The organism is Streptococcus sp. HMSC073D05 (assembly GCF_001812015.1).
Classification (GTDB): domain Bacteria; phylum Bacillota; class Bacilli; order Lactobacillales; family Streptococcaceae; genus Streptococcus; species Streptococcus parasanguinis_D.
The window spans coordinates 273,534-300,238 of record NZ_KV807489.1 but is presented as its reverse complement, the minus strand read 5'-3'; the positions used below and the strand labels follow the sequence as shown (position 1 = coordinate 300,238).

Here is a 26,705-nt window from a genome sequence, read left to right as displayed (position 1 = left end):
TTTTTCTCGTCGCAAGATTTTGATGACGACCGACCTGGTGTGTGGTCTCCTTTGTTTGGCGATTTCTTTTATCAGGAACGATCGTTGGATGATTGGAGCTTTGATCTTTGCTAATATTGTTCAGGCCATTGCCTTTGCATTTTCTCGTACGGCTAACAAAGCCATTATCACTGAGGTCGTAGAGAAGGACGAGATTGTGACCTATAATGCCCGCTTGGAGTTGGTCTTACAGGTTGTCGGTGTTAGCTCACCTGTGTTCTCTTTCCTTGTTTTACAATTTGCCAGTCTCCATGCGACCCTCTTACTGGATGCACTGACCTTTTTCATCGCCTTTGTCCTAGTGGCATTCCTTCCGAAAGAAGAAGCCAAAGTTCAAGAAAAGAAACGGTTCACAGGAAAAGATATTTTTTCGGACATCAAGGATGGACTGCACTATATCTGGCATCAGAAAGAAATTTTCTTTCTCCTCTTGGTGGCTTCCAGTGTCAATTTCTTCTTTGCAGCTTTTGAGTTTTTACTCCCATTTTCCAATCGGCTCTACGGGGTCAAGGGCGCTTATGCGACCATCTTAACCTTGGGGGCTATTGGCTCCATCATCGGAGCCTTGATTGCTAATAAATTTAAATCAAGCATGGAAATGCTTCTCTTCTTATTGATTTTAACAGGAGTAGGAGTATTCATGATGGGCTTGCCTCTTCCTCCTCTTCTATCCTTTTCTGGAAATTTAGTCTGTGAACTCTTTATGACGATTTTTAATATCCACTTTTTTACCCAAGTGCAAACAAAGGTGGAAAGAGACTATCTGGGCAGGGTATTAAGCACTATTTTTACCCTAGCCATTCTCTTTATGCCCATCGCTAAAGGCTTGATGACTTGGTTACCAAGTGTCCGAGTAGAATCGTTTCTCCTGATTGGAGCTGGAGTCATTCTCTTTTCACTCCTAGCTCAAGTAGTCGCCAAACAACTGCAAGCAAAAGAAAGTAAATCAGCATAAAAAAAGCACCGATCGGTGCTTTTTTAGTTGTTATCTTTTTCTTCTATTTTTACTTCTTTCTTTTCTTCCTCCAGTTGTTTTTGAGTGCTCTTGAGTTCTTTTTTTAGGGAGAAGCCCTTTGAAAAATTAACCAAGGTCATGACAAATGCACCCAAGAGGACACAGAGCAAGATCAGAATGATCAAGGGCAATTTAAATTGGACCAAGAGGAAATTCACAGTTACTGGTTGCATGTTTGCAAGGGAAATACCAGCAATCAATAAAATTAAAAGTAATAAAGCAATGTAGTGTAGATTATTTTTGTTCATCATTATCTCCTTATTGTTCAGTCGGTGCCTTGCTTTTCACATCAGCGTATTCTTCCGGCTGCTCTAGGCTTAGAATCTCCTCATAAGCCGGTAGGGAAAGGTCCTTGCCATATTTATTTTTTAAGGCAGTGCTCACTAGGCGATAGGCCAAATTGGCATTTCGGGACAAGATAGGACCGTGGAAGTAGCTGCCAAAGACATTTTTGTAATGAACCCCTTCGCCCCCATCTTCTTTGTTGTTCCCATTTCCATAGACAACCTTGCCCAGCGGTTTTTCATCCTCTGCCAAGAAGGTCCGACCTTGGTGGTTTTCAAAACCATAGTAGGTTTCATTGAACTCTTCGTTATGGATTTTGATGTCGCCAATGTAGCGATTGTTTTCTTGGTTGAGGGTATAATGCCCCATAATACCAAGGCCCTCAATGCGTTTGCCAGAAGCTTCAATGTAGTACTGGCCTAGAAGCTGAAAGCCACCACAGATAGCAAGGACCACACCATCTTCATCAATAAAGCGTGCAAGATCTTCTTTTTTATCTGGAAGATCTTCTGATACAATGGTCTGTTCGTAGTCTTGGCCTCCACCGAAAAAGGCGATATCATAGGCATCAGGGTCAAATCGGTCTTTGAGAGAGACGATATCCACTGTGACATGGGCTCCAAGTTTTTCCGCAACGTACTTGAGCATGAGGATATTCCCATTGTCTCCGTAGGTATTCATTAAGTTGCCGTAGAGATGGGCAATGCGCAGGCTGTAAGGATACTGTGCCTGATCAGAAGATTCTAGAGAAGTATAAGTCATTAGTGCATCTCCTTTTCAATCAGGTGTTCTTGGGCCAAGAGTTCACGGAACTCAAGCATGGCCGTATAAGTGGCTAAGATATAGGCGTGAGGGGTTTCCTGTTGCTGGATGCGTTGGAAGACCTCTTTTAATTCAGCCATTTCTGTGATCTTTTCAGCCGGATAGCCAGTGACCCGAAGTCGCCGAGCAATCTCAGAGTGGCGCACCCCACCAGCATTGATTTCTGGAATATCCATCTGGGTGATTTGCTCAAAATCTGCATCCCAAATCCAGCTGGTGTCGATTCCGTCTGCATAATTCGCATTAAGGAGGACTGATAAGCTAAAGGAATAAGGTGCTAGTTTGATCATTTCAATGGCTTGGGTCGCACCAACTGGATTCTTAATCAGAACCAAGGTACATTCCTTATCCCCAATCTTAAAGGTTTCCTGACGACCAAAGACAGCGCGACTGCGATCAAATCCTTGCTTAATCACTTCAGGTTGCACTCCAAAGAATCCAGCAACGGAAACAGCAGCTAAGGCATTGTAGATGTTGTAGAGACCGCCGATATTGATGTGGTAGTCTTGGCCTTGAATCCGAAATTGGGAAGAGCGCTGGGTTAAAGAGAGGAGGTCTGATACGGCATAAGTCAGAGGAGGTCTGTGGAAACCACAGTGCTCACAGATATAATCCCCAAGATTTGCATAGGTATTGAGCTTGTACTTGAGGATGTTGTGGCAATGCGGACAGAGGATTCCTTCCGTATTGTAATGAGCTAGTTGTGGCTCTGATTTGTCAGTATCAAATCCATAATATTGGATCGGATTGGATAAGGTCTGACTATTAAAGAGCGGACTATCACCATTTAACAAGACTGTTGCAGTTGGGACCTTGTGAATGGCATCCAAAATCATTTGGTAGGTCGTATAGATCTCTCCATAGCGGTCCATCTGGTCCCGGAAAATATTAGTGACCACAAAAAGGCTGGGCTTAATATAATCACAAATCCGAGAGAGGCTGGCCTCGTCAATTTCAAGTACCGCAATCGGTCGATTTGATTTCGAATGCTTAGCCCGTAAGAAGGTCGTTGTAATCCCAGAGATCATATTGGCCCCACTTGGATTGGTCAAAATAGGTCCAAAAGCTTCTTGGAGAATACCTACTGTTAGCGCAGTGGTCAGGGTTTTTCCATTTGTCCCTGTAATCACAACAATCTCATAGTTTTTTGCCAGTTGACTGAGAATATCTTTATCAAATTTGAGGGCTACTTTACCTGGTAGGGTTGATCCCCGCCCCATCTTTTCTAGAATAGAGCCGGAAAGCTTTCCTGCCAGAAGGCCCAAGGTTGTATTTATCTTCATAAATCATATTTTATCATAAAAAGCATCAGAAGGTTACAGAAAAATCTGTTGAAACGTGTTATAATAAGATGATGTCTTTTAGAGAAGTGGTAGGTATGAGAATATGAATATTCAACAGTTTTCAAATCCACAATTTTGGACCAGTTTGTTCCCGAATTGGTGGAGTGTTATTATCAATATCATCGATATTGCCCTGGTGGCTTGGTTGTTGTATTTTTTGATCAAGGCTATCGTCGGGACCAAAATCATGATTTTGGTGCGTGGGGTCATTATCTTTTTCTTGGCTCAATTTTTAGCCAATTTTTTGGGTTTAACGACTATTTCTTGGCTGATCAATCAAGTGATTACCTATGGGGTTATCGCGCTGGTTGTGATTTTCTCCCCTGAAATTCGGATTGGCTTAGAGCGTTTAGGTCGGGCGACAGAATTTTTTACGACGAGTGAAGTCAGTCAGGAAGAGAAAATGGTACAGGCCTATGTTAAGGCAGTGGCTTATATGAGCCCACGTAAGATTGGTGCTTTGGTAGCTATTCAAGGGGCCAGAACCCTTCAGGAATACATTTCTACAGGGATTCCACTAGATGCGGAAATTTCAGGAGAATTGCTGATTAATATCTTCATTCCTAATACTCCTTTGCACGATGGAGCGGTCATTGTCCGCAATGATAAAATTGCCGTTTCTTGTGCCTACCTGCCCTTGACGGAAAATACCGGAATTTCAAAAGAGTTTGGAACGCGTCACCGTGCAGCTATTGGCTTATCTGAAGTTTCTGATGCCTTTACCTTCGTGGTATCAGAAGAAACGGGCGGGATCTCTGTGACCTATAATGGAACTTTCCGACACGATTTAACTTTAGAAGAGTTTGAGGCAGAATTGAGATCCTTCTTGGTTCCTGAAGAGAATAAAACGAGTAGTTGGAAAGAGCGTCTATTTGGGAGGGTAACAAAATGAGATCGAAAAAAGAATTTCTTTATGTTTTCGCCTCCGTCTTATTGTCCTTTATCTTGTTTATCAATGCATCTTCCTTTAATTTTCAAAATAATAGTAGCGCTAGACAAGTGAGCTCAGAGACCTACACCAATACCTTGACCAATATTCCAATTGATGCCAAGTATAATGACAAGAAATATTTTGTCAGTGGATTGACATCTGAGGTAACAGTCTTTCTAAAGGGTTCAAACCGGGTCGCACTTGCAAGTGAGATGCAACCGGGAACTAGGAAGTTTCGCGTGGTAGCGGATCTTCGTAAGGTCAAGGAAGGTACCGTTGAAGTGCCGTTGATTGTGGAAGATCTTCCAGCTGGTTTGACAGCAACCGTAGAGCCTCAGAAAGTTTCTGTAAAAATCGGTAAGAAAGCGAAAAAATCGTTTGCAGTTAGAGCCACGATCCCGGATAATCAAATTGTGGATGGAATTACGGTAACGGATATTTCTCTTGAAAAAACTAAGGTGGAAGTGACGAGTGATCAAGAAACCTTAAGTCGTATTGATCATGTCCAAGCTGTCTTCCCATCCAGTGAGATCATCAGTGGAAATTATAGCGGAGCCATTTCCTTAAATGCAGTGGATGCTCAAGGAAATATTCTACCAGGCTTGGTTAATCCGAGTGAAACACGGATTCAAGTGACTACAAAGAGTAGCTCGTCTACGTCAAGCTCTAGCAGTTCGTCGTCGACCTCTTCCAGTTCAAGTAATTAGAAAGTAAAAAGGTAATCAAAAATGGGTAAATATTTTGGAACGGACGGTGTCCGTGGAGAAGCAAATGTAGAATTAACGCCAGAATTAGCCTTTAAGTTGGGTCGTTTCGGTGGTTATGTGTTGAGCCAACATGAAGAAGAAACACCTTTGGTATTTGTTGGACGTGATACGCGTATTTCTGGTGAAATGCTGGAGCATGCTTTGATCGCTGGCCTCTTATCAGTTGGGATTCGCGTTTATAAGTTGGGTGTGATTGCCACGCCAGGTGTTGCCTATCTGGTTCGTACGGAAAAAGCCAGCGCCGGCGTTATGATTTCTGCTAGCCACAATCCAGCCTTGGACAATGGAATCAAATTCTTTGGTGGTGATGGTTTCAAATTGGATGATGATCGCGAGCTTGAAATTGAAGCCTTGCTTGATGCCGCTGAAGATACCCTTACACGTCCAAGTGCGCAAGGTTTAGGAACAGTCATGGAATATCCGGAAGGCTTGCGTAAGTATCAAGAATTCCTTGTATCGACAGGTGTCCAACTCGAGGGCATGCACGTGGTTTTGGATACAGCAAATGGTGCAGCCTCTACCAGTGCTCGTCAAATCTTTGCAGATTTAGGAGCTCAATTGACTGTCATCGGTGAAAACCCAGATGGTTTGAACATCAATGATGGGGTTGGCTCTACTCACCCAGAGCACTTGCAAGAGAAAGTGAAAGAAGTAGGCGCAGCGATTGGTCTTGCCTTTGACGGAGATAGTGATCGCTTGATTGCAGTGGATGAAAATGGAGAAATCGTAGACGGGGATAAGATCATGTACATCATCGGTTCGTATTTTTCAAGCAAGGGCTTGCTCGAAAAAAATACGATCGTTACAACCGTCATGTCCAATCTCGGTTTCCACAAGGCATTAGATGCGAAGGGGATTCAAAAAGAAATCACAGCTGTTGGAGACCGTTATGTGGTCGAAGAAATGCGCAAATCTGGGTATAACCTTGGTGGGGAACAGTCCGGTCATGTAGTCATCATGGATTACAACACGACTGGTGATGGTCAATTAACAGGCGTTCAATTAACCAAAATCATGCAAGAAACCGGCAAAAAATTGTCTGAATTAGCTGCAGAAGTAACCATTTACCCACAAAAGCTTGTCAATATCCGGGTTGAAAATAGCATGAAAGACAAGGCGATGGAAGTGCCTGCTATTCGTGAAATCATTGAAAAAATGGAAGCGGAAATGGCAGGAAATGGTCGTATCCTTGTGCGTCCAAGTGGAACCGAACCCCTCCTTCGTGTCATGGCAGAAGCACCAACCCATGAAGAAGTGGACTACTATGTGGATACCATTGCTGCAGTTGTCCAAGCAGAAATCGGACTTTAAAAATGAATGTGTCTAGGTGTGAGCTTTGTGTATTCAAAAGTCAGGGACCATTCTTATCGATCCTGCTTATGAGCGTTCGTATCTTTCGCTCAGAAAAAAACACTCCTAAAGATAAAAAGAGATCAGACTTCTGTCTGGTCTTTTTGTGTAGGCGCGATTTGAAAAATCCCCTATTTCGTGGTAAAATAGGGCTAATGAATTTATAGTAATCGAGGTATTAGAAGTGGCTTTTGGAGATAACGGAAAACGTAAAAAAACACCATTTGAAATGATCACGATGGTTGTCATTGTGATTATGTTGATTGTAACGGTTGGTGCAATCTTTGCAACCGCAATTGGTGCTCTTTCTTATTAAGACGCACACAGAAATAAAGGAAATCATCTATTTATGAGTATGTTTTTAGATACAGCCAAGATTAAGGTCAAGGCTGGAAATGGCGGCGATGGCATGGTGGCCTTTCGCCGTGAAAAATATGTCCCTAATGGCGGACCTTGGGGTGGTGATGGAGGTCGTGGAGGAAACGTCATCTTCGTAGTAGACGAAGGTTTGCGCACTCTGATGGACTTCCGTTATAACCGTCATTTCAAAGCCCAAAATGGGGAAAAAGGAATGACAAAAGGGATGCACGGACGGGGAGCAGAAGATCTCTATGTACGAGTCCCTCAAGGAACGACCGTCCGAGATGCTGAGACTGGCAAGGTCATTACAGACCTAGTTGAAAATGGACAAGAGTACATTGTCGCACACGGTGGCCGTGGAGGACGTGGAAATATTCGTTTTGCTACTCCAAAGAATCCAGCTCCAGAAATTTCTGAGAATGGGGAACCTGGTCAGGAACGCGAACTCGAATTAGAACTCAAGGTCTTGGCAGACGTTGGTTTGGTTGGCTTCCCTTCTGTTGGGAAATCTACCCTTCTTAGTGTCATCACTTCAGCCAAACCAAAGATTGGAGCTTATCATTTCACTACTATCGTTCCAAATTTGGGCATGGTTCGGACGCCATCAGGTGAATCCTTTGCAGTCGCAGACCTTCCTGGATTGATCGAAGGAGCTAGCCAAGGTGTTGGACTAGGAACCCAGTTCCTTCGTCACATCGAGCGCACCCGTGTTATCTTGCATGTTATTGATATGTCGGCGAGCGAAGGACGCGACCCTTATGAAGACTATGTTCAAATTAATAAAGAGCTTGAAACCTATAATCTTCGTTTGATGGAGCGGCCTCAGATTATTGTGGCAAATAAGATGGATATGCCAGAGAGCCAAGAAAACTTGAAAGAGTTCAAGAAGAAATTGGCAGCCAATTACGATGAGTTTGATGAACTGCCACAGATCTTCCCGATCTCTAGTTTGGCGCATCAAGGTTTGGACAACTTGTTAGAAGCAACGGCAGAATTGTTAGACAAAACGCCAGAATTCCTCTTGTATTCAGAAGACGAAATGGCCCAAGAAGAAGTCTACTATGGCTTTGATGAAGACCAGCCAGCCTTTGACATCAGTCGGGATGACGATGCCGCTTGGGTCTTGTCTGGTGAAAAACTTGAAAAACTCTTTAATATGACGAATTTCGATCGTGATGAAGCGGTCATGAAATTTGCTCGTCAATTGCGTGGCATGGGTGTTGATGAAGCTCTCCGTGCGCGTGGGGCAAAAGATGGCGATATCGTCCGGATCGGTAAATTTGAATTTGAGTTTGTAGATTAGGATAGATCCCCAGCGGATCAAGGATTCCAAATAAGAAGTGAGGCTTTTTCAGTGGGAGATAAACCAATATCTTTTCGAGATGAAAATGGAAATTTTGTTTCAGCAGCCGATGTTTGGAATGCTGAAAAACTAGAAGAACTCTTTAATACGCTAAATCCTAAGCGCAAATTGCGCTTACAAAGGGAAAAATTAGCAAAAGAAAACCAGCAGAAGTAAATAGACTTGGAGAATACTATGGCAAAAACAATTCATACAGATAAAGCACCCGCAGCAATTGGACCTTATGTTCAAGGGAAAATCGTAGGGAATCTTCTCTTCGCAAGCGGACAAGTTCCCTTGTCACCTGAAACAGGCGAAATCATTGGCGAAACCATCCAAGAACAAACAGAACAAGTCTTAAAGAACATTGGGGCTATTTTGGAAGAGGCTGGGACAGACTTTGACCACGTGGTGAAAACTACTTGTTTCTTAAGTGATATGAATGACTTTGTACCTTTTAATGAGGTCTATAAAACAGTCTTTACTACAGAGTTTCCAGCTCGATCTGCTGTTGAAGTAGCACGCCTGCCACGTGATGTGAAGGTTGAAATTGAAGTTATTGCGGAAATCAAAGCCTAATAACCATTCAAAGACAAAAAGACAGAGTGGAGAGCAGGAAACTGTAGGCCACTCTGTTTTATTTATGGGAGGAGAAAATGACAGAAAGTAAGATTCAACTGGTCATGGTAACAGGGATGAGCGGTGCGGGCAAGACCGTCGCCATCCAATCGTTTGAGGATTTGGGTTACTTTACCATCGATAATATGCCACCGGCGCTCTTGCTGAAATTTATTGAGCTCATGCGCCACAGTCCCGATAACAATAAATTAGCCGTTGTTGTGGACATGCGGAGCCGTTCTTTTTTCAATGAAATTCGCACCATTTTGGATGAATTGGACAACCAAGAAGACCTCGATTTCAAGGTCTTGTTCTTGGATGCCACTGATAGTGAGTTGGTAGCACGATACAAGGAAACCCGTCGCAGCCACCCACTAGCGGCAGATGGCCGTGTCTTAGATGGGATTACTCTAGAGCGCGAACTCTTGTCCCCTTTAAAAAATATCAGTCAAAATGTAGTAGATACGACTGAGTTGACGCCTCGTAATCTGAGAAAAACTATCGCAGAACAATTTGCCAGTCAAGATAATCAGCCAGATTTTCGGGTTGAGGTCATGTCATTTGGGTTTAAATATGGCCTTCCGATCGATGCTGACCTCGTCTTTGACGTGCGTTTTCTTCCCAATCCCTACTACAAGTTAGAACTTCGTAATTTAACAGGTCAAGATCCAGCTGTTTATGATTATGTCATGGATCACCCTGAATCAGAGGACTTTTACCGTCATCTCCATGACTTGATCGTACCTATTTTACCGTCTTATAAACGAGAAGGTAAATCCGTTCTCACCATCGCCATGGGCTGTACTGGAGGGCAACACCGTTCAGTAGCCTTTGCAGAGCGATTAGCGCATGATTTAGAAAAAAATTGGCAGGTCAATTGCAGTCATAGAGACAAGGACAGACGGAAAGAAACGGTGAATCGCTCATGAGAAAACCTAAAGTAACCGTTATTGGAGGAGGAACAGGGATTTCTGTTATTCTCGATAGTCTGAGAAAGAAACCGGTCGATATCACTGCAATTGTAACCGTTGCAGATGATGGCGGGAGTTCAGGTGAATTGCGGAAGAACATCCAAAAATTGACACCACCTGGGGATCTTCGAAATGTGCTGGTTGCCATGTCAGATATGCCTCGTTTTTATGAGAAGGTCTTTCAATACCGCTTTGCTGACGATGATGGCCCTTTGGCCGGACACCCTTTGGGAAACTTGATCATTGCAGGGATTTCAGAGATGCAAGGTTCGACCTATAATGCCATGCAGTTGTTAACCAAGTTCTTTCATACGACCGGCAAGATCTATCCTTCCAGTGATAGTCCTTTGACCCTTCATGCCGTCTTTCAAGATGGAAAAGAAGTGGTAGGAGAAAGCCATATTGCCAACTACACCGGCATGATTGATCATGTCTATGTGACCAATACCTTTGATCAAGAGCGTCCAAAAGCTAGTAAGAAAGTGGTGGAAGCTATTCTTGAAAGTGATATGGTCGTCTTAGGTCCTGGTTCGCTCTTTACCTCGATCCTTCCAAATTTGATGATCGATGAAATTGGGAAAGCCATCCTTGAAACCAAGGCTCAGGTAGCCTATGTGTGTAACATCATGACCCAAAGAGGAGAAACCGAACATTTCACAGACAGTGACCACGTTGCCGTTCTCCATAAACATTTGGGAGAGAAGTTCATTGATACAGTCCTTGTCAATATCAATCAGGTTCCCGCAGCTTACATGAACAGTAACAAATTTGATGAATACTTGGTGCAGGTAGAGCACGATTTCAAGGGACTGCACTTGCAAGTTCCCCAAGTGATTTCTTCTGATTTCTTAAAGCTGGTCAATGGAGGAGCCTTTCATGATGGCGAAAAAGTAGTCGAAGAGTTGATGCAGATCGTGCAGGTGAGAAAATGAGTTTTACGGTTCGGGTCAAAGAAGAATTATTGTCTCTCAAGCGATTTGAAAAGAGTGAATTGGCTGCCATTATCAAGATGTCTGGAAGTCTTGGGATTTCAATGGGGGGCTTGACGCTCTCGGTAACGACAGAAAATGCCAAGATCGCACGCCATATCTATGAATTGTTGCATCATTTTTATGAGGCTAAATCGGATATTCGCCACCACCAAAAAACCAATTTGAAAAAAAATCGTGTCTACACAGTATTCTTGGATGAAAAGGTGGAAGAGATTCTAGCTGACTTACATTTGGCAGATGCCTTCTTTGGGATTGAAACAGGTATTGATGCTAGTGTTTTAGAAGATGAAGCAGCTAGTCGTGCTTATCTTCGGGGGGCCTTTCTGTCGAGTGGTTCCATCAAGGATCCTGAAAAAGGGAAGTACCAGTTGGAAATTCATTCTATTTACACAGACCACGCGGAAGGAATTGCCCTTCTCATGCAAGGATTTTTACTAGATGCCAAAACCATCGAGCGGAAAAAAGGAGTGTTGACCTATCTGCAACGAGCGGAAGATATTATTGATTTTCTCATTGTAGTAGAGGCCATGCAAGCCATGCAGGAATTTGAGGCCATCAAGGTCATGAGAGAGACGCGCAATGACCTCAATCGAGCCAATAATGCCGAGATGGCCAATATCCAGCGCACGGTTACTGCTAGCATGAAAACCATTAATAATATTAGTAAAATTGTGGATACGGTCGGTCTAGGAAGTTTACCAAGTGACCTGCAAGAAGTTGCCTATATCCGGATGAATCATCCAGATTATTCCATCCAGCAGATCGCAGATAGCTTGCAACAACCTATTTCAAAAAGCGGCGTTAACCACCGCTTGCGTAAGATCAATAAGATCGCAGACGATTTAGACAAATAAAAAAGGCCAAAGGCCTTTTTTATTATAAACTAGTTGAGTGCGTTGGTTGGACTTTCTTATCTGGATAGATGTAGTTGATGGCATTGTTCACGGCTGTTGGAGCTTCCCCCAGACCTGTAGCGATGAGATCAATCTTTCCTTCGTAGAAGCAGCAGTCTCCACAGGCATAAATTCCAGGAAGGCTGGTTTCTTGTTTTTGGTTCACCTTGATTTTATGGCGTTGCAATTCTACACCCCATTCTTTCAAGTTTCCGATTGAAGATTTAAAGCCATAGTTGACAAATAAGTGATCAATCGGGATAAGTTCGGTTTCATCAGCTTTAACTTTTGTGATTTCAAGATGAGTGGCATGACCATTTTCGCCAATCAAGCGGCTAGGAACAAATGGTGTTTTGATGCTGACAGAAGATTGTTTGAGTTCTTCAACGCTATGTTCCAAGGCACGGAAGTTGTCCCGACGGTGAATGATTGTAGTTGGAGCAATCTTGTCAAAAGCAAGAGCCCAGTCCACAGCAGAGTCCCCACCACCAAGGACGGTCACTTGCTGTCCTTCATATTGCTGGATGTTTGAAACATGGTAGTGGACGTTGTCAAAGTCTTCAGCTCCCTCGATATCAAGAGCGCGTGGCTTGAAGGCCCCGCCACCCATGGCAATGATGACTGCTTTAGACTGATGAACCTGGCGAGAAGTAGTGATAGTGAAGAGGTCACCCTCTTTTTGAATATCCTCTACAGTTTCATTGAGGAAGATCGGCGTATCAAACCGTTTGACTTGCTCGATCAAGCGGTTGCTCAATTCTTCACCTGTTAAATTGGTAAATCCGGGTACATCGAGGATACTTTTTTCTGGATAGAGAATGGCTGGTTGCCCTCCAAGTTGAGGTAAGGAATCAATCAGTTTGACTTTAACTTGGCGCATATTGCCATAAAAAGCAGCAAACAGACCAACTGGTCCGCCCCCAACAATCGTAATATCATAAATTTCTGACATGGTATCTCCTTCAGGGTTTTCTTTGTTTCCATTGTATCATAAAATAGGAGGATTGAAAAAGTCATAAAAAAGAAATGGCATAAAGGCTAGGAAGGCTAGAAAAGTTTCAAAAGATCTTGACAGCACCTTTAAAATGTGATAAAATGATTAAGATTTTAGGCTTGAAGGGAGTGAAAAATATGTCAAAAACAGTAGTACGTAAGAATGAATCTCTTGACGATGCTCTTCGTCGTTTCAAACGTGCGGTTACTAAAGCTGGTACTCTTCAAGAAACACGCAAACGTGAATTCTATGAAAAACCTTCTGTAAAACGTAAACGTAAATCAGAAGCAGCTCGTAAACGTAAAAAATTCTAATTGAATACAGAAACAGACTTCGGTCTGTTTTTTGTTTTTTCTCATCCATCAAAGACAAAAAAACCGACCTTCCAGCTAGAAGATCGGATCTTTTTATCTGATTATTTGTTTGCAAGCAAGTCGCGGATTTCAGCAAGCAACTCTTCTTGAGTAGGAGCTGGAGCTTCTTCTTCGACAGCTTCTTCTTTTTTACCGAAGTTTTGAGCTTTTTCAGCAGCTTTCACTACGAAGAAAAGAACAGTACCGATAACAAGGAAGTTGATTACAGCGCTCAAGAAGCTACCATATGCAACACCGTTCCAAGTCAACTCAGCAATCTTTTCAACACCAGCAGCTTTCAAAGCTGGGTTCAAAATAAGCGGAGCGATGATGTCGTTTACAAATGATGTAACGATGGCTCCAAATGCAGCACCAATAATCACTGCAACAGCAAGGTCAACAACGTTTCCACGAAGGAGGAAAGCTTTCAATTCTTTTAACATATCCTATATATGTCCTTTCATAATAATTTTTTACTATGACAGTATAACGGAAAATAAATCGGCTGACAAGAAATATGCCTAATTTTTTAAAAATTAGTGATAAAGGTTGAAAATCTTTTCTTTTCTTTTCTTTTCTGTGTGAAATCGGTAGGAAAAAATTTACTTTTACTAACTTTTAGTATAAAATATAAAGTGATAGTCTATGGTAAAATGGAGGCACTGTTTATGGTTGATAAGGAGCTGATTGCAGAAATTAAAAACAGTGTAAACATTGTTGAAGTCATTGGAGAAGTTGTTTCTTTGACCAAGGCTGGCCGTAACTTTTTAGGCCTCTGTCCTTTTCATGGCGAAAAGACTCCTTCCTTTAATGTCGTTGAAGACAAGCAGTTTTACCATTGTTTCGGATGTGGTCGCTCTGGAGATGTCTTTAAGTTTATTGAAGACTACCGTGGAGTCGCCTTCATGGATGCGGTCCAGATCGTAGCGGAAAAGGCTGGCATTGCGCTTCAGTACCAGGCAAGGCCGGCTCAACCAGCGTCTGTCAATCCAAACCAAGAACTTTATGAGATTCATCAGGAAGCTAGTAAGTTTTATCAGGCGATTTTGATGACGACTAAGATGGGGGAAGAAGCGCGACACTATCTGCATGAACGTGGTCTGACCGATGAAGTGATCCGACATTTTCAATTGGGCTTAGCACCAGCAGAAGGAAATTACCTCTATCGCAATCTCTCTGAGAAATTCTCTGAGAAAGTGATTACCGATTCGGGTTTGTTTACAATTTCAGATGCTGGAACGGTTTTTGATGCCTTTCAGGATCGGATCATGTTTCCCTTGACGGATGATAGTGGACGTGTCATTGCTTTTTCTGGTAGGCTCTGGAAACTGACGGATGATGGCAGTCATCAAGCTAAGTACAAGAATAGTCGTAGTACCCGTCTATTTAATAAAAGTTATGAACTCTATCATTTGGATCAAGCCAAGACGAGCGCCAAAAAGCAACATGAAATGTATATCATGGAAGGCTTTATGGATGTCATTGCGGCTTATCGGGCTGGGATAGAAAATGCAGTCGCCTCTATGGGGACAGCCTTGACACCAGAGCACGTCCAGCACCTGTCTCATTTTACTAAAAAGGTCATCTTGACCTATGATGGGGATAAGGCAGGACTTGAAGCAACAGCTAAGGCCTTGGATATCTTGCAGGATCTAGAGTTGGAGATCGTCCGTATCCCAGATCAGATGGACCCTGATGAGTACCTCAAAAAGACGTCTCCAGAAGATCTAGCTACCCTCTTGAAGAATTCTCGGATCAGTAAGGTTGAATTCTTGATGCACTACTGGAAACCCCAGTATATCGAAAACTTGCAAGCGCAAATTGAGTTTGTCGAAAAGTTGGCACCGATTATCGCCCAGACGCGCTCTATTACAGCGCAAAACACTTATATTTATAAGCTGGCCGATTTATTGCCGGACTTTGATTACTTGCAGATTGAACAGATTGTCAATAATAGTCGTTTGCAACAACGGCAGGAGGGTCAAAGTGGTGGACGATCAAAAACGTCGAATTTTTCAGTGGAGCTCTTGCCGAATCGTGGGATGACGCGCTTGATCAAGGCGGAAAATCATTTATTAAGTAGGATGAAGGATTTTCCAATGGTCCTCAATGATTACCGTTTGCGACCTGATTTTGCCTTTGACACGCCGGAGTTACAGATCTTGTATCAATTGCTCTGTCAAAATGGAGAAGTCACCTCTCAGGATCTATCCGAGCAGCCTGAAGGGGTTCAGCACGCCTGGTACCGCATGTTAGAAGAAAATTTACCAGAAGAGATAGCAGATGGTGAGTTAGAAGAAGTAGAAGCGACGCGGAATCGTGAACTTCTTCGAAAAGAAAGTCAACAAATTGGAAATAAAGTGAAGGAAGCTTCCTCAATAGGGGATGCGGAAAAAGCTTTATTGGAACTCGAGCGTCTAATCGCTCAAAAAAGAAGAATGGAGTAAGAATGGCTAAAGAACAAAAAGATATTACAACATTGGACGTTCAAATTGCAGAATTTATTCGCAGCCACAAGAAAAGCGGAACTGCAACAGATGATGAAATTAATGACCAATTGGTTATTCCATTCACGCTAGATGCAGATGGGATTGAAGACCTTTTGCAACGCATTCAAGATGCAGGGATTTCGATCACTGATAAAGACGGCAACCCGAGTGCGCGTGTGCTGAACAATGAGGAAGAGCCAGAGTTGTCAGATGAGGAATTGCTTGGAAGCAACTCTGCTAAGGTCAATGACCCAGTACGGATGTACTTGAAAGAAATTGGGGTTGTTCCTCTTTTGACCAATGAAGAAGAACAAGAATTGGCTATCTTAGTGGAACAAGGTGATTTGGAAGCTAAGCAACGTCTAGCAGAAGCCAACCTTCGTTTGGTTGTATCCATTGCGAAACGTTACGTTGGTCGTGGAATGCAATTTTTGGATTTGATCCAAGAAGGAAACATGGGCTTGATGAAGGCGGTTGATAAGTTTGACTATACCAAAGGGTTCAAGTTTTCTACTTATGCTACTTGGTGGATTCGTCAGGCCATCACTCGTGCCATTGCAGACCAAGCGCGTACCATTCGGATTCCTGTTCACATGGTGGAAACCATTAACAAGTTGGTTCGTGAACAACGCAATCTCTTGCAAGAATTGGGACAAGACCCAACACCTGAACAAATCGCTGAACGCATGGATATGACACCAGACAAGGTGCGTGAAATCTTGAAGATTGCTCAAGAGCCTGTTTCTCTTGAAACTCCAATCGGGGAAGAAGACGATAGCCATTTGGGTGATTTCATCGAAGACGAAGTGATTGAAAATCCAGTAGACTACACCACTCGTGTGGTTCTACGTGAACAATTGGATGAAGTCCTCGATACCCTGACAGACCGGGAAGAAAATGTTTTGCGTCTTCGTTTTGGTCTCGATGATGGAAAAATGCGGACCTTGGAAGATGTGGGGAAAGTCTTCAACGTGACCCGTGAACGGATCCGTCAGATCGAAGCCAAAGCCCTCCGCAAACTCCGCCATCCAAGCAGAAGCAAACCATTGCGTGACTTTATAGAGGATTAAAAAGGTCCGGGGGACCTTTTTAACCCGAGCCAAGAAATTCAAAAGCGAGGAATGTCCAGTGGACCTTTTTAACGGTCGCCCCAAAATAAGAGAGTGGCCCAGGTCCTGCGGATCTTTTTAACTCGAGCCAAAAAATTTTATCGAAAGTAAATAGCAGAAAAAGGAAGTCATATGGCATATACAACTGAGCAAATTGAAGAAATTAAAAATAAAATCTTAAATGCTTTGGAAGAGGTAATCGATCCTGAGCTTGGGATTGATATTGTCAATTTAGGTCTTGTCTACGAGATCCATTTTGACGGTGAAACTGGAGCAACCGTCATTGATATGACCCTAACGACCATGGGGTGTCCATTAGCGGATCTTCTGACAGATCAGATTCATGATGTTTTAGCAGAAGTAGAAGAAGTGACATCAGTGGATGTGAAGTTGGTCTGGTACCCTGCTTGGACGGTTGAAAAGATGAGCCGTTATGCACGGATCGCACTTGGAATCAGTTAAACATTCTATGCATCAAAACAAATCAGAGGTTGGGGTTTCCCTAACCTCTGATTTATTTATCCCTATTTTTTTGAACAAGCATTTACAAATTCTTAGCAAATTTTCAGATAAAGTTGCAATCATCAAGGGGACAAGGTATAATAGCATAAATAGAAAATAAAGGAGATTTACATGAATCAGTATCCTTTGGTCTACTTGGACCATGTGACAAAGAATTATGGGCATGAAGTTGCTCTCATGGATGTTAGTTTGAACATCCAACCTGGCCGTATTATTGGCCTTTTGGGTCCCAATGGTAGCGGGAAAACAACCATCATTAAATTGATTAATGGTTTGTTGCAACCAAGCCTTGGAAATATCTATATTCATGGGCAATTACCATCCCCAGCTTCTAAAAAAGTGGTTTCCTATTTGCCAGATACAACTTATCTGAATGAAAATATGAAAATTATTGATGCTATTAACTATTTCCAAGATTTTTATGCAGATTTTAATGTCCAACGAGCTTACCAATTGCTCAACGATTTGCATTTGCAGCCAAATCAAAAATTGAACAGCCTTTCAAAAGGGAACAAGGAAAAAGTGCAATTGATTTTGGTGATGAGCCGTGAAGCTGACTTGTATGTTCTTGATGAACCAATCGGTGGGGTTGATCCAGCGGCGCGTGATTATATTTTGCGGACCATTATTCAAAACAGACGTCCAAACTCTTCTGTCTTGATTTCTACTCACTTGATTGCGGATATTGAGCAAGTTTTGGATGAAGCTATTTTCATCAACCAAGGAAGAATCCTCTTGCATGAAAATACGACTGTTTTGCGCAATCAACACGGAAAATCTATCGATGAAATCTTCCGTGATCAATTCCGTGTTTATTAGGAGGAACCCATGTTTGGTAAATTATTAAAATACGAATTTAAGTCAACAAGTAAATGGTATCTGTTGATTACTTTGATCGCACTAGGTTTGTCAGTGATTACAGGTGTTATTGGTGGAAGTGCTACAAACGGTTTTGTGAATATGGAAACCAATAGTATGCAAATCATGACGGGGACTCTTGGGATTCTCATTTTTGGAGGAGTCATTGGTCTTTATCTTAGTAACTACTATATTATTATCCGTCGTTTTTATTCCAACTTATACGGACGTGAAGGTTACTTGACCTGGACCCTTCCAGCTAGCCCACATGCGATTATTTTGTCTAAATTTGTGGGAGCTTTAGTAGCGAGTCTTTACTGCCTATTCCTTCTATTTTTGAGTGGTTTTATCACAATTATTGTGATGGGCGCTGTCATTGGACAAGACCTCTCTCCTGTATTTGGTATTATCGCTGAGGCTTTTAGTCATTCTATTGCTTATTGGATTATCGTTTGGTGGATTTTTACCACAGCTTCAGGGATCTTCCTATTTTATGTATCGATCGCACTTGGCCAACTCTTCCAAAATCGTCGTGGATTTAAGGCTATTCTGTTTTTCTTTCTCTTGTGCATTGTTTTAAGTATCATCGGTACAGCATTCAATCCATTAAAAGATTCATATGCTGTCGGGTCTGCATTGGTTTATGGAAATATTGATGATTTTGGACCTAACTTCATCCCAGGCCTCATCTATGAAGTCATCAAAATTGTTTCTATGTACTTCACGATTCACTATATCAGCAAGTACAAGTTGAATCTTCAATAATAACAGTAAATTGAGCAAGAAGCTTCCCAGTGGAAGCCTTCTTGTTCAATTTTTTTCTTTTGCATTTTTGGCTACATTTTGATATACTAATTGTATTCGTTTTGGGGTCGTTACGGATTCGACAGGCATTATGAGGCATATTTTGCAACTCATCTAGCGGATGTAAAACGCCAGTTAAATATAACTGCAAAAAATAATAATTCTTACGCTTTAGCTGCCTAAACACCAGCAGGCGTGACCCGATTCGAATCGCTCGTGTTTGATGACAGGTCTTAATTTTAGCGAGATACGATCTAGCTTTGTCTAGGAGTTAGATAAGAGATTGATAGACTCGCAGGTACAGGGCTTGAGTTATGTGTCGTGTAGCTGTTAAAATAAAACATAACCTATGGTTGTAGACAAATATGCTGGCAGGTGTTTGGACGTGGGTTCGACTCCCACCGGCTCCATATTTTTATTCATGGAAGATTACTCAAGAGGCTTAAGAGGCCGTGTTGGAAACGCGGTAGGCGTGTAAAAGCGTGCGTGGGTTCGAATCCCATGTCTTCCGTTGTTGAGACATCATTGTGTAGCAGTGGTGTTTTTTTGTACAAAAAAGAGTCCCAAAAATAGACAAGTGAGGGAGGAGAAAAAGTGATTGCACAGCTAGATACCAAAACAGTCTATACCTTTATGGAAAGCCTTGTGAGCATAAAAGACTATGTCCAAGTGGCTAAAAGCATGGGTTATGGCGCATTGGGAATCATGGATGTAGATAATTTGTATGGTGCTTATGAATTTATCGAAGCCTGTCAGGCCCACAAGCTCAGTCCCTTGGTCGGTTTAGAAATTGAACTAGAAGTAGACAATGAAACAATTCCGTTTCGGATGATGGCCTTGTCAACGAAGGGCTACCAGAATCTGATGAAGATGTCGACCGTCAAAATGATGGGGAAAAATAATTGGGAAGATGTGAAACACCTAACAGAAGGAGTAGCAGTCATTGTCCCAGCGCCTTTTGCTAGTGGAGACTTGCCACTTGGTCTAGATTACTTCATCGGAGTTTTTGTGGATACGCCGGTCCAAGAGTTTAGCCACCCTGTGCTCCCTCTTCATACTGTGCGTTTCTTTGAGGTGGAAGATGTGGAAGCCATGCAGATGCTGGCAGCCATCAAGGACAATCAAAGCTTGACAGAAACAGGGTCAATTGATCCTACAACAGTCCTAAAAACTCCTCAGAATTTAAAGAATGATTTTGCAGAGCGATTTCCTCAAGCCATCACAAATCTGGAAAAACTAGTCCAAGGGATTCAATATGATATTGACACCCAGTTGAAATTGCCTCGCTTCAATCCCCAGAAACCAGCTGTTGAGGAACTGAGAGAATTAGCTCAAGCGGGTCTCCTTCGAAAGAACTTGACCAGTCCGGTCTATCAAGAACGTCTGGAGCATGAATTAGACATTATTCACCAGATGGGCTTTGATGATTATTTCTTAATTGTCTGGGACCTTCTTCGTTTCGGACGGAGTCAAGGCTATTATATGGGAATGGGACGTGGGTCTGCTGTAGGCTCACTGGTAGCCTATTCCCTAGGGATTACAGGGATTGATCCTGTGGAGAAGAACCTCCTCTTTGAGCGCTTTTTAAATGTGGAGCGCTACACCATGCCGGATATTGATATTGATATTCCTGATATCTATCGTCCAGAATTTATCCGCTATGTGCGAGACCGTTACGGGAGTTACCATGCAGCTCAGATCGTGACCTTTTCAACATTTGGAGCCAAACAAGCCATTCGAGATGTCTTCAAACGTTTTGGGGTCCCAGAGTATGAATTGACCTCCATTACCAAGCGGATTGGCTTTAGGGATACACTGACGACTGCTTATGAACAGAATCTAGCTTTTCGACAAGTGATTCATAGCCGAGCAGAATTTGAGCGTGGCTTTGAAATTGCCAAAAGAATAGAAGGCCAACCAAGACAGACATCGATCCACGCAGCTGGGGTTGTGATGAGTGACCAGGATTTGACGGATCACATTCCTCTCAAGTATGGAGAAGACATGTTTGTCACCCAGTATGATGCCCATGCGGTTGAAGCCAATGGTCTGTTGAAGATGGACTTTTTGGGTCTGCGAAATTTAACCTTCGTTCAGAAAATGAAGGAAGCGGTCTATGAAAAGTACCAAGAAGAGATCGTGATTGAAGCCATTGATTTAGAAGATCCAGAAACCTTGGCCTTGTTTGCTGCTGGGGATACCAAGGGGATTTTCCAATTTGAACAGGCTGGAGCCATTCGCCTCTTGAGACGTGTGAGACCCAATCATTTCGAAGAAGTGGTAGCGACCACCTCTCTCAATCGTCCAGGAGCTAGTGATTACATTGATAATTTCGTCAAAAGAAAGCACGGCCAGGAAAAAGTTGACATTCTGGATCCAGCTATCGAAGAAATCTTAAGGCCCACTTATGGGATCATGCTCTATCAAGAGCAGGTCATGCAGGTTGCCCAGCGTTTTGCAGGCTTTAGCCTGGGGAAAGCCGATATTTTACGTCGGGCTATGGGCAAAAAAAATGCAGCTGAAATGCATCAGATGGAAGACGATTTTGTCTCAGGTGCTCTTAAACTTGGTCATACGGAAGAAAAAGCCAAAGAAGTCTTTGCAATCATGGAAAAATTCGCAGGATATGGGTTTAACCGTTCCCATGCCTATGCCTATTCTGCCTTGGCTTTTCAGATGGCCTATTTCAAGGTCCATTATCCAGATGTTTTCTTTGATGTCATGCTCAATTATTCGAGCAGCGATTATCTGGCAGATGCTCTTCAGTTTGATTTTAAAGTCGCGCCATTATCCATCAACACCATCCCTTACAGAGATAAGTTCCAGGATCGAAAAATCTACTTGGGAATGAAAAATATCAAGGGACTCCCGAGAGATTTAGCGTATTGGATCATTGACAATCGTCCCTTTGAAAGTGTCGAAGATTTCATTTTACGACTCCCCAATCAGTATCATAAATTACCTCTGTTAACACCTTTAGTGGAGCTTGGATTGTTTGATATTTTTGAAAAAAATAGGCGCAAGGTGCTTCACAATTTGCCGAATTTGTTTGTATTTGCTGATGAGCTAGGTAGTTTATTTGCAGATTCTAACTATTCCTGGACAGAAGCGGAGGACTTTAGCCAGGCTGAAAAATATGAGAAGGAAGAGGCCATTATTGGCGTCGGGCTCAGTACTCACCCATTGGTTGCGATTGGGCAAACGAGTCCCTACGAGATCCAACCAATTTCTCAACTCATACAAGGAGAGCAGGCACGCATTCTCATTGAGGTACAAAACATCAGAACCATTCGAACCAAGTCGGGTGATCTCATGGCTTTCTTACAAGTCAGTGATACCAAGAAAAAATTGGATGTGACCCTTTTCCCTGAAACCTACAATCGATTTTCCTCCTTGATAAAAGAAGGTGGCTTTTATTACTTGACAGGGAAGATACAAGAGCGTGATGGGCGCTTGCAGATGATTCTAGCAGAGGCACAACTAGCGACCAATGAAAAGTTCTGGATCCAGTTGCTCGATCATCGTCAGGATAAAACGATTCTTTCTATCTTGAAAAAATATCCGGGCCCATATCCTGTGATATTACGCTATGAAGACGAGAAAAAAACTCTTCAATTGAAGGGCTATACAGTCCAGAAAAACAAAGAATTGGAAGATGAACTAAAGAATCTCGTTATGAAAACGATTTATCGGTAAAAACTGCGAAAAATACGAGAATTTTAGTCTTCTTTGTGTTATAATTACGTAGAATGTAAAAGAAAAAAAGGAGCAAACAACGAAATGAAACGTATTGCTGTTTTAACTAGTGGTGGAGATGCCCCTGGTATGAACGCTGCCATCCGTGCAGTTGTTCGTCAAGCAATTTCAGAAGGAATGGAAGTTTTCGGTATCTATGATGGATATGCGGGAATGGTTGCTGGTAAAATTCAGCCCCTTGACGCCTCATCTGTTGGAGATATTATTTCCCGTGGTGGTACCTTCCTTCATTCAGCTCGTTACCCTGAATTCGCACAACGCGAAGGTCAATTAAAAGGGATCGAGCAATTGAAGAAACACGGGATCGAAGGTGTTGTCGTTATTGGTGGAGATGGTTCTTACCATGGTGCGATGCGCTTGACTGAGCTTGGATTCCCAGCTGTGGGTCTTCCTGGTACGATCGACAACGATATCGTCGGAACTGACTTTACAATTGGTTTTGATACGGCAGTCACAACTGCAATGGACGCGATCGATAAGATCCGTGATACTTCTTCTAGTCACCACCGTACTTTCGTTATCGAAGTGATGGGACGTAACGCTGGAGATATCGCTCTTTGGGCAGGGATTGCATCTGGTGCAGATGAAATCATCATCCCTGAAGAAGGATTCAAGATCGAAGATGTTGTTGAGAGCATCAAAGAAGGTTACGCAAAAGGTCGTACCCACAACATCATCATCTTGGCTGAAGGCGTGATGTCTGCAGATGAATTTGGTAAAGCGTTGAAAGAAGCTGGTGATGAAAGTGACCTTCGTGTGACTGAGCTTGGCCACATCCAACGTGGTGGTTCACCGACTGCGCGTGACCGTGTTCTTGCTTCACGTATGGGAGCACACGCAGTTAAATTGTTGAAACAAGGAATCGGTGGTGTAGCCGTTGGTATCCGCAATGAAAAAATGGTGGAAAACCCAATCCTTGGTAAAGCAGAAGAAGGAGCCCTCTTTAGCTTGACAGAAGATGGTAAGATTGTGGTAAACAATCCACATAAAGCTGATCTTGGTCTTGCCGAGTTGAACCGTAGCTTGTCTTCAATCTAATTTTATTTCATAAATTTGTTAACCTTGTCTTAAAAAGACAGATATATTTAAAAAGGAGTCATATATATCATGAACAAACGTGTAAAAATCGTTGCAACTTTAGGTCCTGCGGTAGAAATCCGTGGTGGTAAAAAATTCGGTGAAGATGGATACTGGGCTGAAAAACTTGACGTTGAAGCTTCAGCACAAAACATTGCTAAATTGATCGAAGCTGGCGCTAACACTTTCCGTTTCAACTTCTCACACGGTGACCACCAAGAACAAGGTGAACGTATGGCGACTGTTAAACGTGCAGAAGAAATCGCTGGTAAAAAAGTTGGTTACCTTCTTGATACAAAAGGTCCTGAAATCCGTACTGAATTGTTCGAAGGCGAAGCTAAAGAATATTCATACAAGACTGGTGAACGTATCCGCGTTGCTACAAAACAAGGCATCAAATCAACTCGTGAAGTGATTGCTTTGAACGTTGCTGGTGCGCTTGACATCTTTGATGACGTTGAAGTTGGACACCAAGTATTGGTTGATGATGGTAAATTGGGTCTTCGCGTTGTAGAAAAAGACGCTGCAAAACGTGAATTTGTTGTTGAAGTTGAAAACGATGGTATCATCGCTAAACAAAAAGGTGTAAACATCCCTAACACTAAGATTCCTTTCCCAGCACTTGCTGAACGCGATAACGACGATATCCGCTTTGGTTTGGAACAAGGTATCAACTTCATCGCGATCTCATTCGTACGTACTGCAAAAGACGTTCAAGAAGTTCGTGCTATCTGTGAAGAAACTGGTAACAGCCACGTTCAATTGTTTGCGAAAATCGAAAACCAACAAGGTATTGAAAACTTGGATGAAATCATCGAAGTTACTGATGGTATCATGATCGCTCGTGGTGACATGGGTATCGAAGTACCATTCGAAATGGTTCCAGTTTACCAAAAAATGATTACTTCTAAAGTAAATGCTGCTGGTAAAGTTGTTATCACTGCAACAAACATGCTTGAAACAATGACTGAAAAACCACGTGCAACTCGTTCTGAAGTATCTGACGTCTTCAACGCTGTTATCGATGGTACTGATGCTACAATGCTTTCAGGTGAATCTGCAAACGGTAAATACCCACTTGAATCTGTAGCTACAATGGCGAAAATCGACATGAACGCTCAAACACTTTTGAAAGAATATGGTCGTTTGAACCCAGCTTCATTCGAACGTAATTCTAAGACAGAAGTTATGGCTTCAGCTGTTAAAGATGCTACAAACTCAATGGATATCAAATTGGTTGTAACATTGACTAAGACAGGTCACACTGCACGTTTGATCTCTAAATACCGTCCAGATGCTGATATCTTGGCATTGACATTTGACGAATTGACTGAACGTGGATTGATGTTGAACTGGGGTGTTATCCCAATGTTGACAGATGCTCCTTCTTCAACTGATGATATGTTCGAAATTGCTGAACGTAAAGCAGTTGAAGCTGGCCTTGTTAAATCTGGTGATGATATCGTTATCGTTGCTGGTGTACCAGTTGGAGAAGCTGTTCGTACAAACACAATGCGTATCCGTACAGTACGTTAATAGACAATTATATCTGAAAACCTTGCTGGTTGGTCCGAAAGGACTGACCGCGAGGTTTTTCTTTTTCTTCTGGTGTGTGTTGATAAGAATTCTCACTAATGCTTACTTTCTCTTTTTTAAAGATCAAAAACATGGTATAATAAATGAAAAGGAAGGGAGACATACATGCCAAGGAGAGATTTAATTAGAAATGTCATCATTGTCGGTGTACTGGTTTTGGCACTGATTTTGCTTCGAATCTTTGTATTTCATCCATTTAGTATCAATGATAAGATGGCCAATGCTTCTGTGAAAACTGGAGATCTTGTGGTAGCGACTAGAAATGCTCAGGTAGATCGCAGTGATTTGGTCTTATACAAGGTCGGTGGAAAAGAATACCTTGGACGTGTCATTGCCAAAGAAAACGATGAAGTCAGCTACGTAGATGACGTCCTCTATTTGAATGGACAGGCAACACCAGAACCTTACCTAAATAAAATGCTGAACAAACATCTAGCTGCTCCAACGAGTAATGGATATTATACGGACGATTTCTTCTTATCAGAGTTAAAAGGGACTAAGGCTGGTCGTGTACCATCCGATACTTATCTAGTCTTAAATGATAACCGTGGAGATACAGAAGATAGTCGTGAGTTTGGTTATATCCATAAAAATCAGATCGAAGGAGTCGTGAATCTGCGTCTCTATCCTCTCAAAAAATTTGGATTTATAAAAGTAGAAGAATAGCCGAAAGGCTATTTTTTTTTATAAATATCATGATGAACTAGTTTTTTTCCCATTTTTGTGGTAAGATGTTCATTAAATAATTTTTTAGGAGGAGAATGCTATGCAGTATGCTTTGGAAATTTTACCAAGTTTGTTAAAGGGAGCAAGCCTCACTTTGCAAGTGTTTGCTTTCGTATTGATTTTATCGATTCCACTTGGAATCGTCGTTGCCTTTTTGCTTCAATTGCGCTCAAAGATCCTGCATGGACTCCTAACGATTTATATCTGGATCATGCGAGGGACCCCTCTATTGCTCCAGTTGATCTTTATTTATTACGTCCTTCCAAGTATTGGGATTCGGATTGATCGGTTGCCTGCAGCTATTACAGCCTTCACCCTTAATTATGCAGCCTATTTTGCGGAAATCTTCCGTGGAGGAATTGTCGCCATTCCGACAGGTCAGTATGAGGCGGCCAAGGTCTTAAAATTGAGTTCATGGCAAACAATTCGCTATATCATTTTGCCTCAGGTGGTGAAGATCGTTCTTCCGAGTGTCTTCAATGAAGTCATGTCCTTGATTAAAGACACCTCCTTGGTCTATGCTCTGGGAATTAGTGATTTGATCCTGGCTAGTCGGACGGCGGCCAATCGTGATGCCAGTCTAGCACCCATGTTTTTAGCGGGAGCTATTTATTTAATCCTCATTGGGATTGTGACCATCATTGCCAAGCGAGTTGAAAAGAAGTTTTCATATTATAAATAGGAGGAGAAGCA

Annotated in this window: 27 protein-coding genes, 1 tRNA gene and 1 other RNA gene; 24 read left to right on the top strand and 5 right to left on the bottom strand. The window is 42.3% G+C overall.

Annotated features, from left to right (window positions below; genetic code table 11):
• The coding region (locus HMPREF2832_RS04905; RefSeq protein WP_070505770.1) for an MFS transporter at positions 1–994 on the top strand (994 nt) is incomplete at its 5' end.
• Between the two features lie 23 nt (positions 995–1,017).
• Here HMPREF2832_RS04905 and HMPREF2832_RS04900 read toward each other — a convergent pair.
• From HMPREF2832_RS04900 to murT, 3 genes are read right to left on the bottom strand one after another with little or no spacing between them, the layout of a single operon-like run.
• On the bottom strand, positions 1,018–1,302 hold the full coding sequence (locus tag HMPREF2832_RS04900; protein WP_049496690.1) for a LapA family protein: 285 nt from the start codon (positions 1,300–1,302) through the stop codon (positions 1,018–1,020).
• 10 nt (positions 1,303–1,312) lie between these two features.
• Positions 1,313–2,101 carry a lipid II isoglutaminyl synthase subunit GatD gene (gene gatD / locus HMPREF2832_RS04895; protein WP_049496688.1) on the bottom strand — a complete coding sequence of 263 codons (789 nt, stop codon included), beginning with the start codon at positions 2,099–2,101 and terminating at the stop codon, positions 1,313–1,315.
• Positions 2,101–3,444: a lipid II isoglutaminyl synthase subunit MurT gene (gene murT / locus HMPREF2832_RS04890; protein ID WP_049490563.1), complete on the bottom strand. Its 1,344-nt coding sequence runs from the start codon at positions 3,442–3,444 to the stop codon at positions 2,101–2,103. The genes gatD and murT overlap by 1 nt, the downstream gene beginning before the upstream one ends.
• A gap of 103 nt (positions 3,445–3,547) precedes the next feature.
• Here murT and cdaA point away from each other — a divergent pair, with 103 nt between their 5' ends.
• The 10 genes from cdaA to whiA all read left to right on the top strand — a co-directional run bounded on the left by cdaA (position 3,548) and on the right by whiA (position 11,689).
• On the top strand, positions 3,548–4,396 hold the full coding sequence (cdaA, locus tag HMPREF2832_RS04885) for a diadenylate cyclase CdaA (protein WP_049490565.1): 849 nt from the start codon (positions 3,548–3,550) through the stop codon (positions 4,394–4,396).
• Entirely contained in the window at positions 4,393–5,142 is a 750-nt protein-coding gene (locus HMPREF2832_RS04880; RefSeq protein ID WP_003006499.1) for a CdaR family protein, read from the top strand. Before cdaA ends, HMPREF2832_RS04880 begins: the two co-directional genes overlap by 4 nt.
• Positions 5,143–5,163: 21 nt before the next feature.
• Complete coding sequence (gene glmM / locus HMPREF2832_RS04875) at positions 5,164–6,513, top strand: phosphoglucosamine mutase (RefSeq protein ID WP_070505768.1); 1,350 nt, start codon at positions 5,164–5,166, stop codon at positions 6,511–6,513.
• 223 nt (positions 6,514–6,736) lie between these two features.
• Positions 6,737–6,868, top strand: coding sequence for a DUF4044 domain-containing protein (locus HMPREF2832_RS04870; RefSeq protein WP_003011566.1), 132 nt, complete (start codon positions 6,737–6,739; stop codon positions 6,866–6,868).
• Positions 6,869–6,901: 33 nt separating this feature from the next.
• Entirely contained in the window at positions 6,902–8,215 is a 1,314-nt protein-coding gene (gene obgE / locus HMPREF2832_RS04865) for a GTPase ObgE (RefSeq protein WP_023917726.1), read from the top strand.
• Positions 8,216–8,266: 51 nt separating this feature from the next.
• Positions 8,267–8,431 (top strand): hypothetical protein, encoded by a 165-nt coding sequence (locus tag HMPREF2832_RS10195; RefSeq protein ID WP_003006512.1) that lies wholly within the window; start codon positions 8,267–8,269, stop codon positions 8,429–8,431.
• A gap of 18 nt (positions 8,432–8,449) precedes the next feature.
• Complete coding sequence (locus HMPREF2832_RS04860) at positions 8,450–8,833, top strand: RidA family protein (RefSeq protein ID WP_003006514.1); 384 nt, start codon at positions 8,450–8,452, stop codon at positions 8,831–8,833.
• Positions 8,834–8,910: 77 nt separating this feature from the next.
• Entirely contained in the window at positions 8,911–9,801 is an 891-nt protein-coding gene (gene rapZ / locus HMPREF2832_RS04855; protein ID WP_009732574.1) for an RNase adapter RapZ, read from the top strand.
• On the top strand, positions 9,798–10,775 hold the full coding sequence (locus HMPREF2832_RS04850; RefSeq protein WP_070505766.1) for a YvcK family protein: 978 nt from the start codon (positions 9,798–9,800) through the stop codon (positions 10,773–10,775). Before rapZ ends, HMPREF2832_RS04850 begins: the two co-directional genes overlap by 4 nt.
• A complete protein-coding gene (gene whiA, locus HMPREF2832_RS04845; RefSeq protein WP_070505765.1) occupies positions 10,772–11,689 on the top strand; it encodes a DNA-binding protein WhiA in 918 nt (305 codons plus the stop codon). Before HMPREF2832_RS04850 ends, whiA begins: the two co-directional genes overlap by 4 nt.
• A 22-nt stretch (positions 11,690–11,711) precedes the next feature.
• Here the strand turns inward: whiA and HMPREF2832_RS04840 are convergent, their stop codons facing one another.
• Positions 11,712–12,680: an NAD(P)/FAD-dependent oxidoreductase gene (locus HMPREF2832_RS04840; protein WP_070505763.1), complete on the bottom strand. Its 969-nt coding sequence runs from the start codon at positions 12,678–12,680 to the stop codon at positions 11,712–11,714.
• A 179-nt stretch (positions 12,681–12,859) separates the two neighbouring features.
• Between HMPREF2832_RS04840 and rpsU the strand changes: the two genes are divergently transcribed.
• Complete coding sequence (gene rpsU, locus HMPREF2832_RS04835; RefSeq protein ID WP_000048054.1) at positions 12,860–13,036, top strand: 30S ribosomal protein S21; 177 nt, start codon at positions 12,860–12,862, stop codon at positions 13,034–13,036.
• Between the two features lie 101 nt (positions 13,037–13,137).
• Here rpsU and mscL read toward each other — a convergent pair whose 3' ends face one another.
• Entirely contained in the window at positions 13,138–13,518 is a 381-nt protein-coding gene (gene mscL, locus HMPREF2832_RS04830) for a large conductance mechanosensitive channel protein MscL (protein ID WP_070505760.1), read from the bottom strand.
• Between the two features lie 225 nt (positions 13,519–13,743).
• Between mscL and dnaG the strand changes: the two genes are divergently transcribed.
• From dnaG to HMPREF2832_RS04770, 12 genes are all read left to right on the top strand, one after another.
• Positions 13,744–15,522 (top strand): DNA primase, encoded by a 1,779-nt coding sequence (dnaG, locus tag HMPREF2832_RS04825; protein ID WP_070505758.1) that lies wholly within the window; start codon positions 13,744–13,746, stop codon positions 15,520–15,522.
• A 2-nt stretch (positions 15,523–15,524) separates the two neighbouring features.
• Positions 15,525–16,634 (top strand): RNA polymerase sigma factor RpoD, encoded by a 1,110-nt coding sequence (gene rpoD / locus HMPREF2832_RS04820; RefSeq protein WP_003003251.1) that lies wholly within the window; start codon positions 15,525–15,527, stop codon positions 16,632–16,634.
• 171 nt (positions 16,635–16,805) lie between these two features.
• Positions 16,806–17,135, top strand: a complete 330-nt coding sequence (locus HMPREF2832_RS04815) for a metal-sulfur cluster assembly factor (RefSeq protein WP_049486316.1) — start codon at positions 16,806–16,808, stop codon at positions 17,133–17,135.
• A 171-nt stretch (positions 17,136–17,306) separates the two neighbouring features.
• The gene (locus HMPREF2832_RS04810; protein ID WP_070505755.1) at positions 17,307–18,014 is read left to right on the top strand and encodes an ABC transporter ATP-binding protein; all 708 of its coding nucleotides are present in this window, start codon (positions 17,307–17,309) and stop codon (positions 18,012–18,014) included.
• Between the two features lie 9 nt (positions 18,015–18,023).
• The gene (locus HMPREF2832_RS04805) at positions 18,024–18,818 is read left to right on the top strand and encodes a hypothetical protein (protein WP_070505753.1); all 795 of its coding nucleotides are present in this window, start codon (positions 18,024–18,026) and stop codon (positions 18,816–18,818) included.
• Between the two features lie 103 nt (positions 18,819–18,921).
• Positions 18,922–19,270, top strand: a transfer-messenger RNA (tmRNA) gene (gene ssrA / locus HMPREF2832_RS04800).
• 10 nt (positions 19,271–19,280) lie between these two features.
• A tRNA-Ser gene (locus tag HMPREF2832_RS04795) sits at positions 19,281–19,368 on the top strand.
• A gap of 83 nt (positions 19,369–19,451) precedes the next feature.
• Entirely contained in the window at positions 19,452–22,553 is a 3,102-nt protein-coding gene (locus HMPREF2832_RS04790; RefSeq protein ID WP_070505751.1) for a DNA polymerase III subunit alpha, read from the top strand.
• 84 nt (positions 22,554–22,637) lie between these two features.
• Positions 22,638–23,651 (top strand): 6-phosphofructokinase, encoded by a 1,014-nt coding sequence (pfkA, locus tag HMPREF2832_RS04785; protein ID WP_021152956.1) that lies wholly within the window; start codon positions 22,638–22,640, stop codon positions 23,649–23,651.
• 69 nt (positions 23,652–23,720) lie between these two features.
• Entirely contained in the window at positions 23,721–25,226 is a 1,506-nt protein-coding gene (gene pyk / locus HMPREF2832_RS04780; protein WP_013903352.1) for a pyruvate kinase, read from the top strand.
• Positions 25,227–25,391: 165 nt separating this feature from the next.
• Positions 25,392–25,952 carry a signal peptidase I gene (lepB, locus tag HMPREF2832_RS04775; protein WP_049496542.1) on the top strand — a complete coding sequence of 187 codons (561 nt, stop codon included), beginning with the start codon at positions 25,392–25,394 and terminating at the stop codon, positions 25,950–25,952.
• Positions 25,953–26,052: 100 nt separating this feature from the next.
• Entirely contained in the window at positions 26,053–26,694 is a 642-nt protein-coding gene (locus HMPREF2832_RS04770; RefSeq protein WP_061455444.1) for an amino acid ABC transporter permease, read from the top strand.
• Positions 26,695–26,705: the final 11 nt, after the last annotated feature.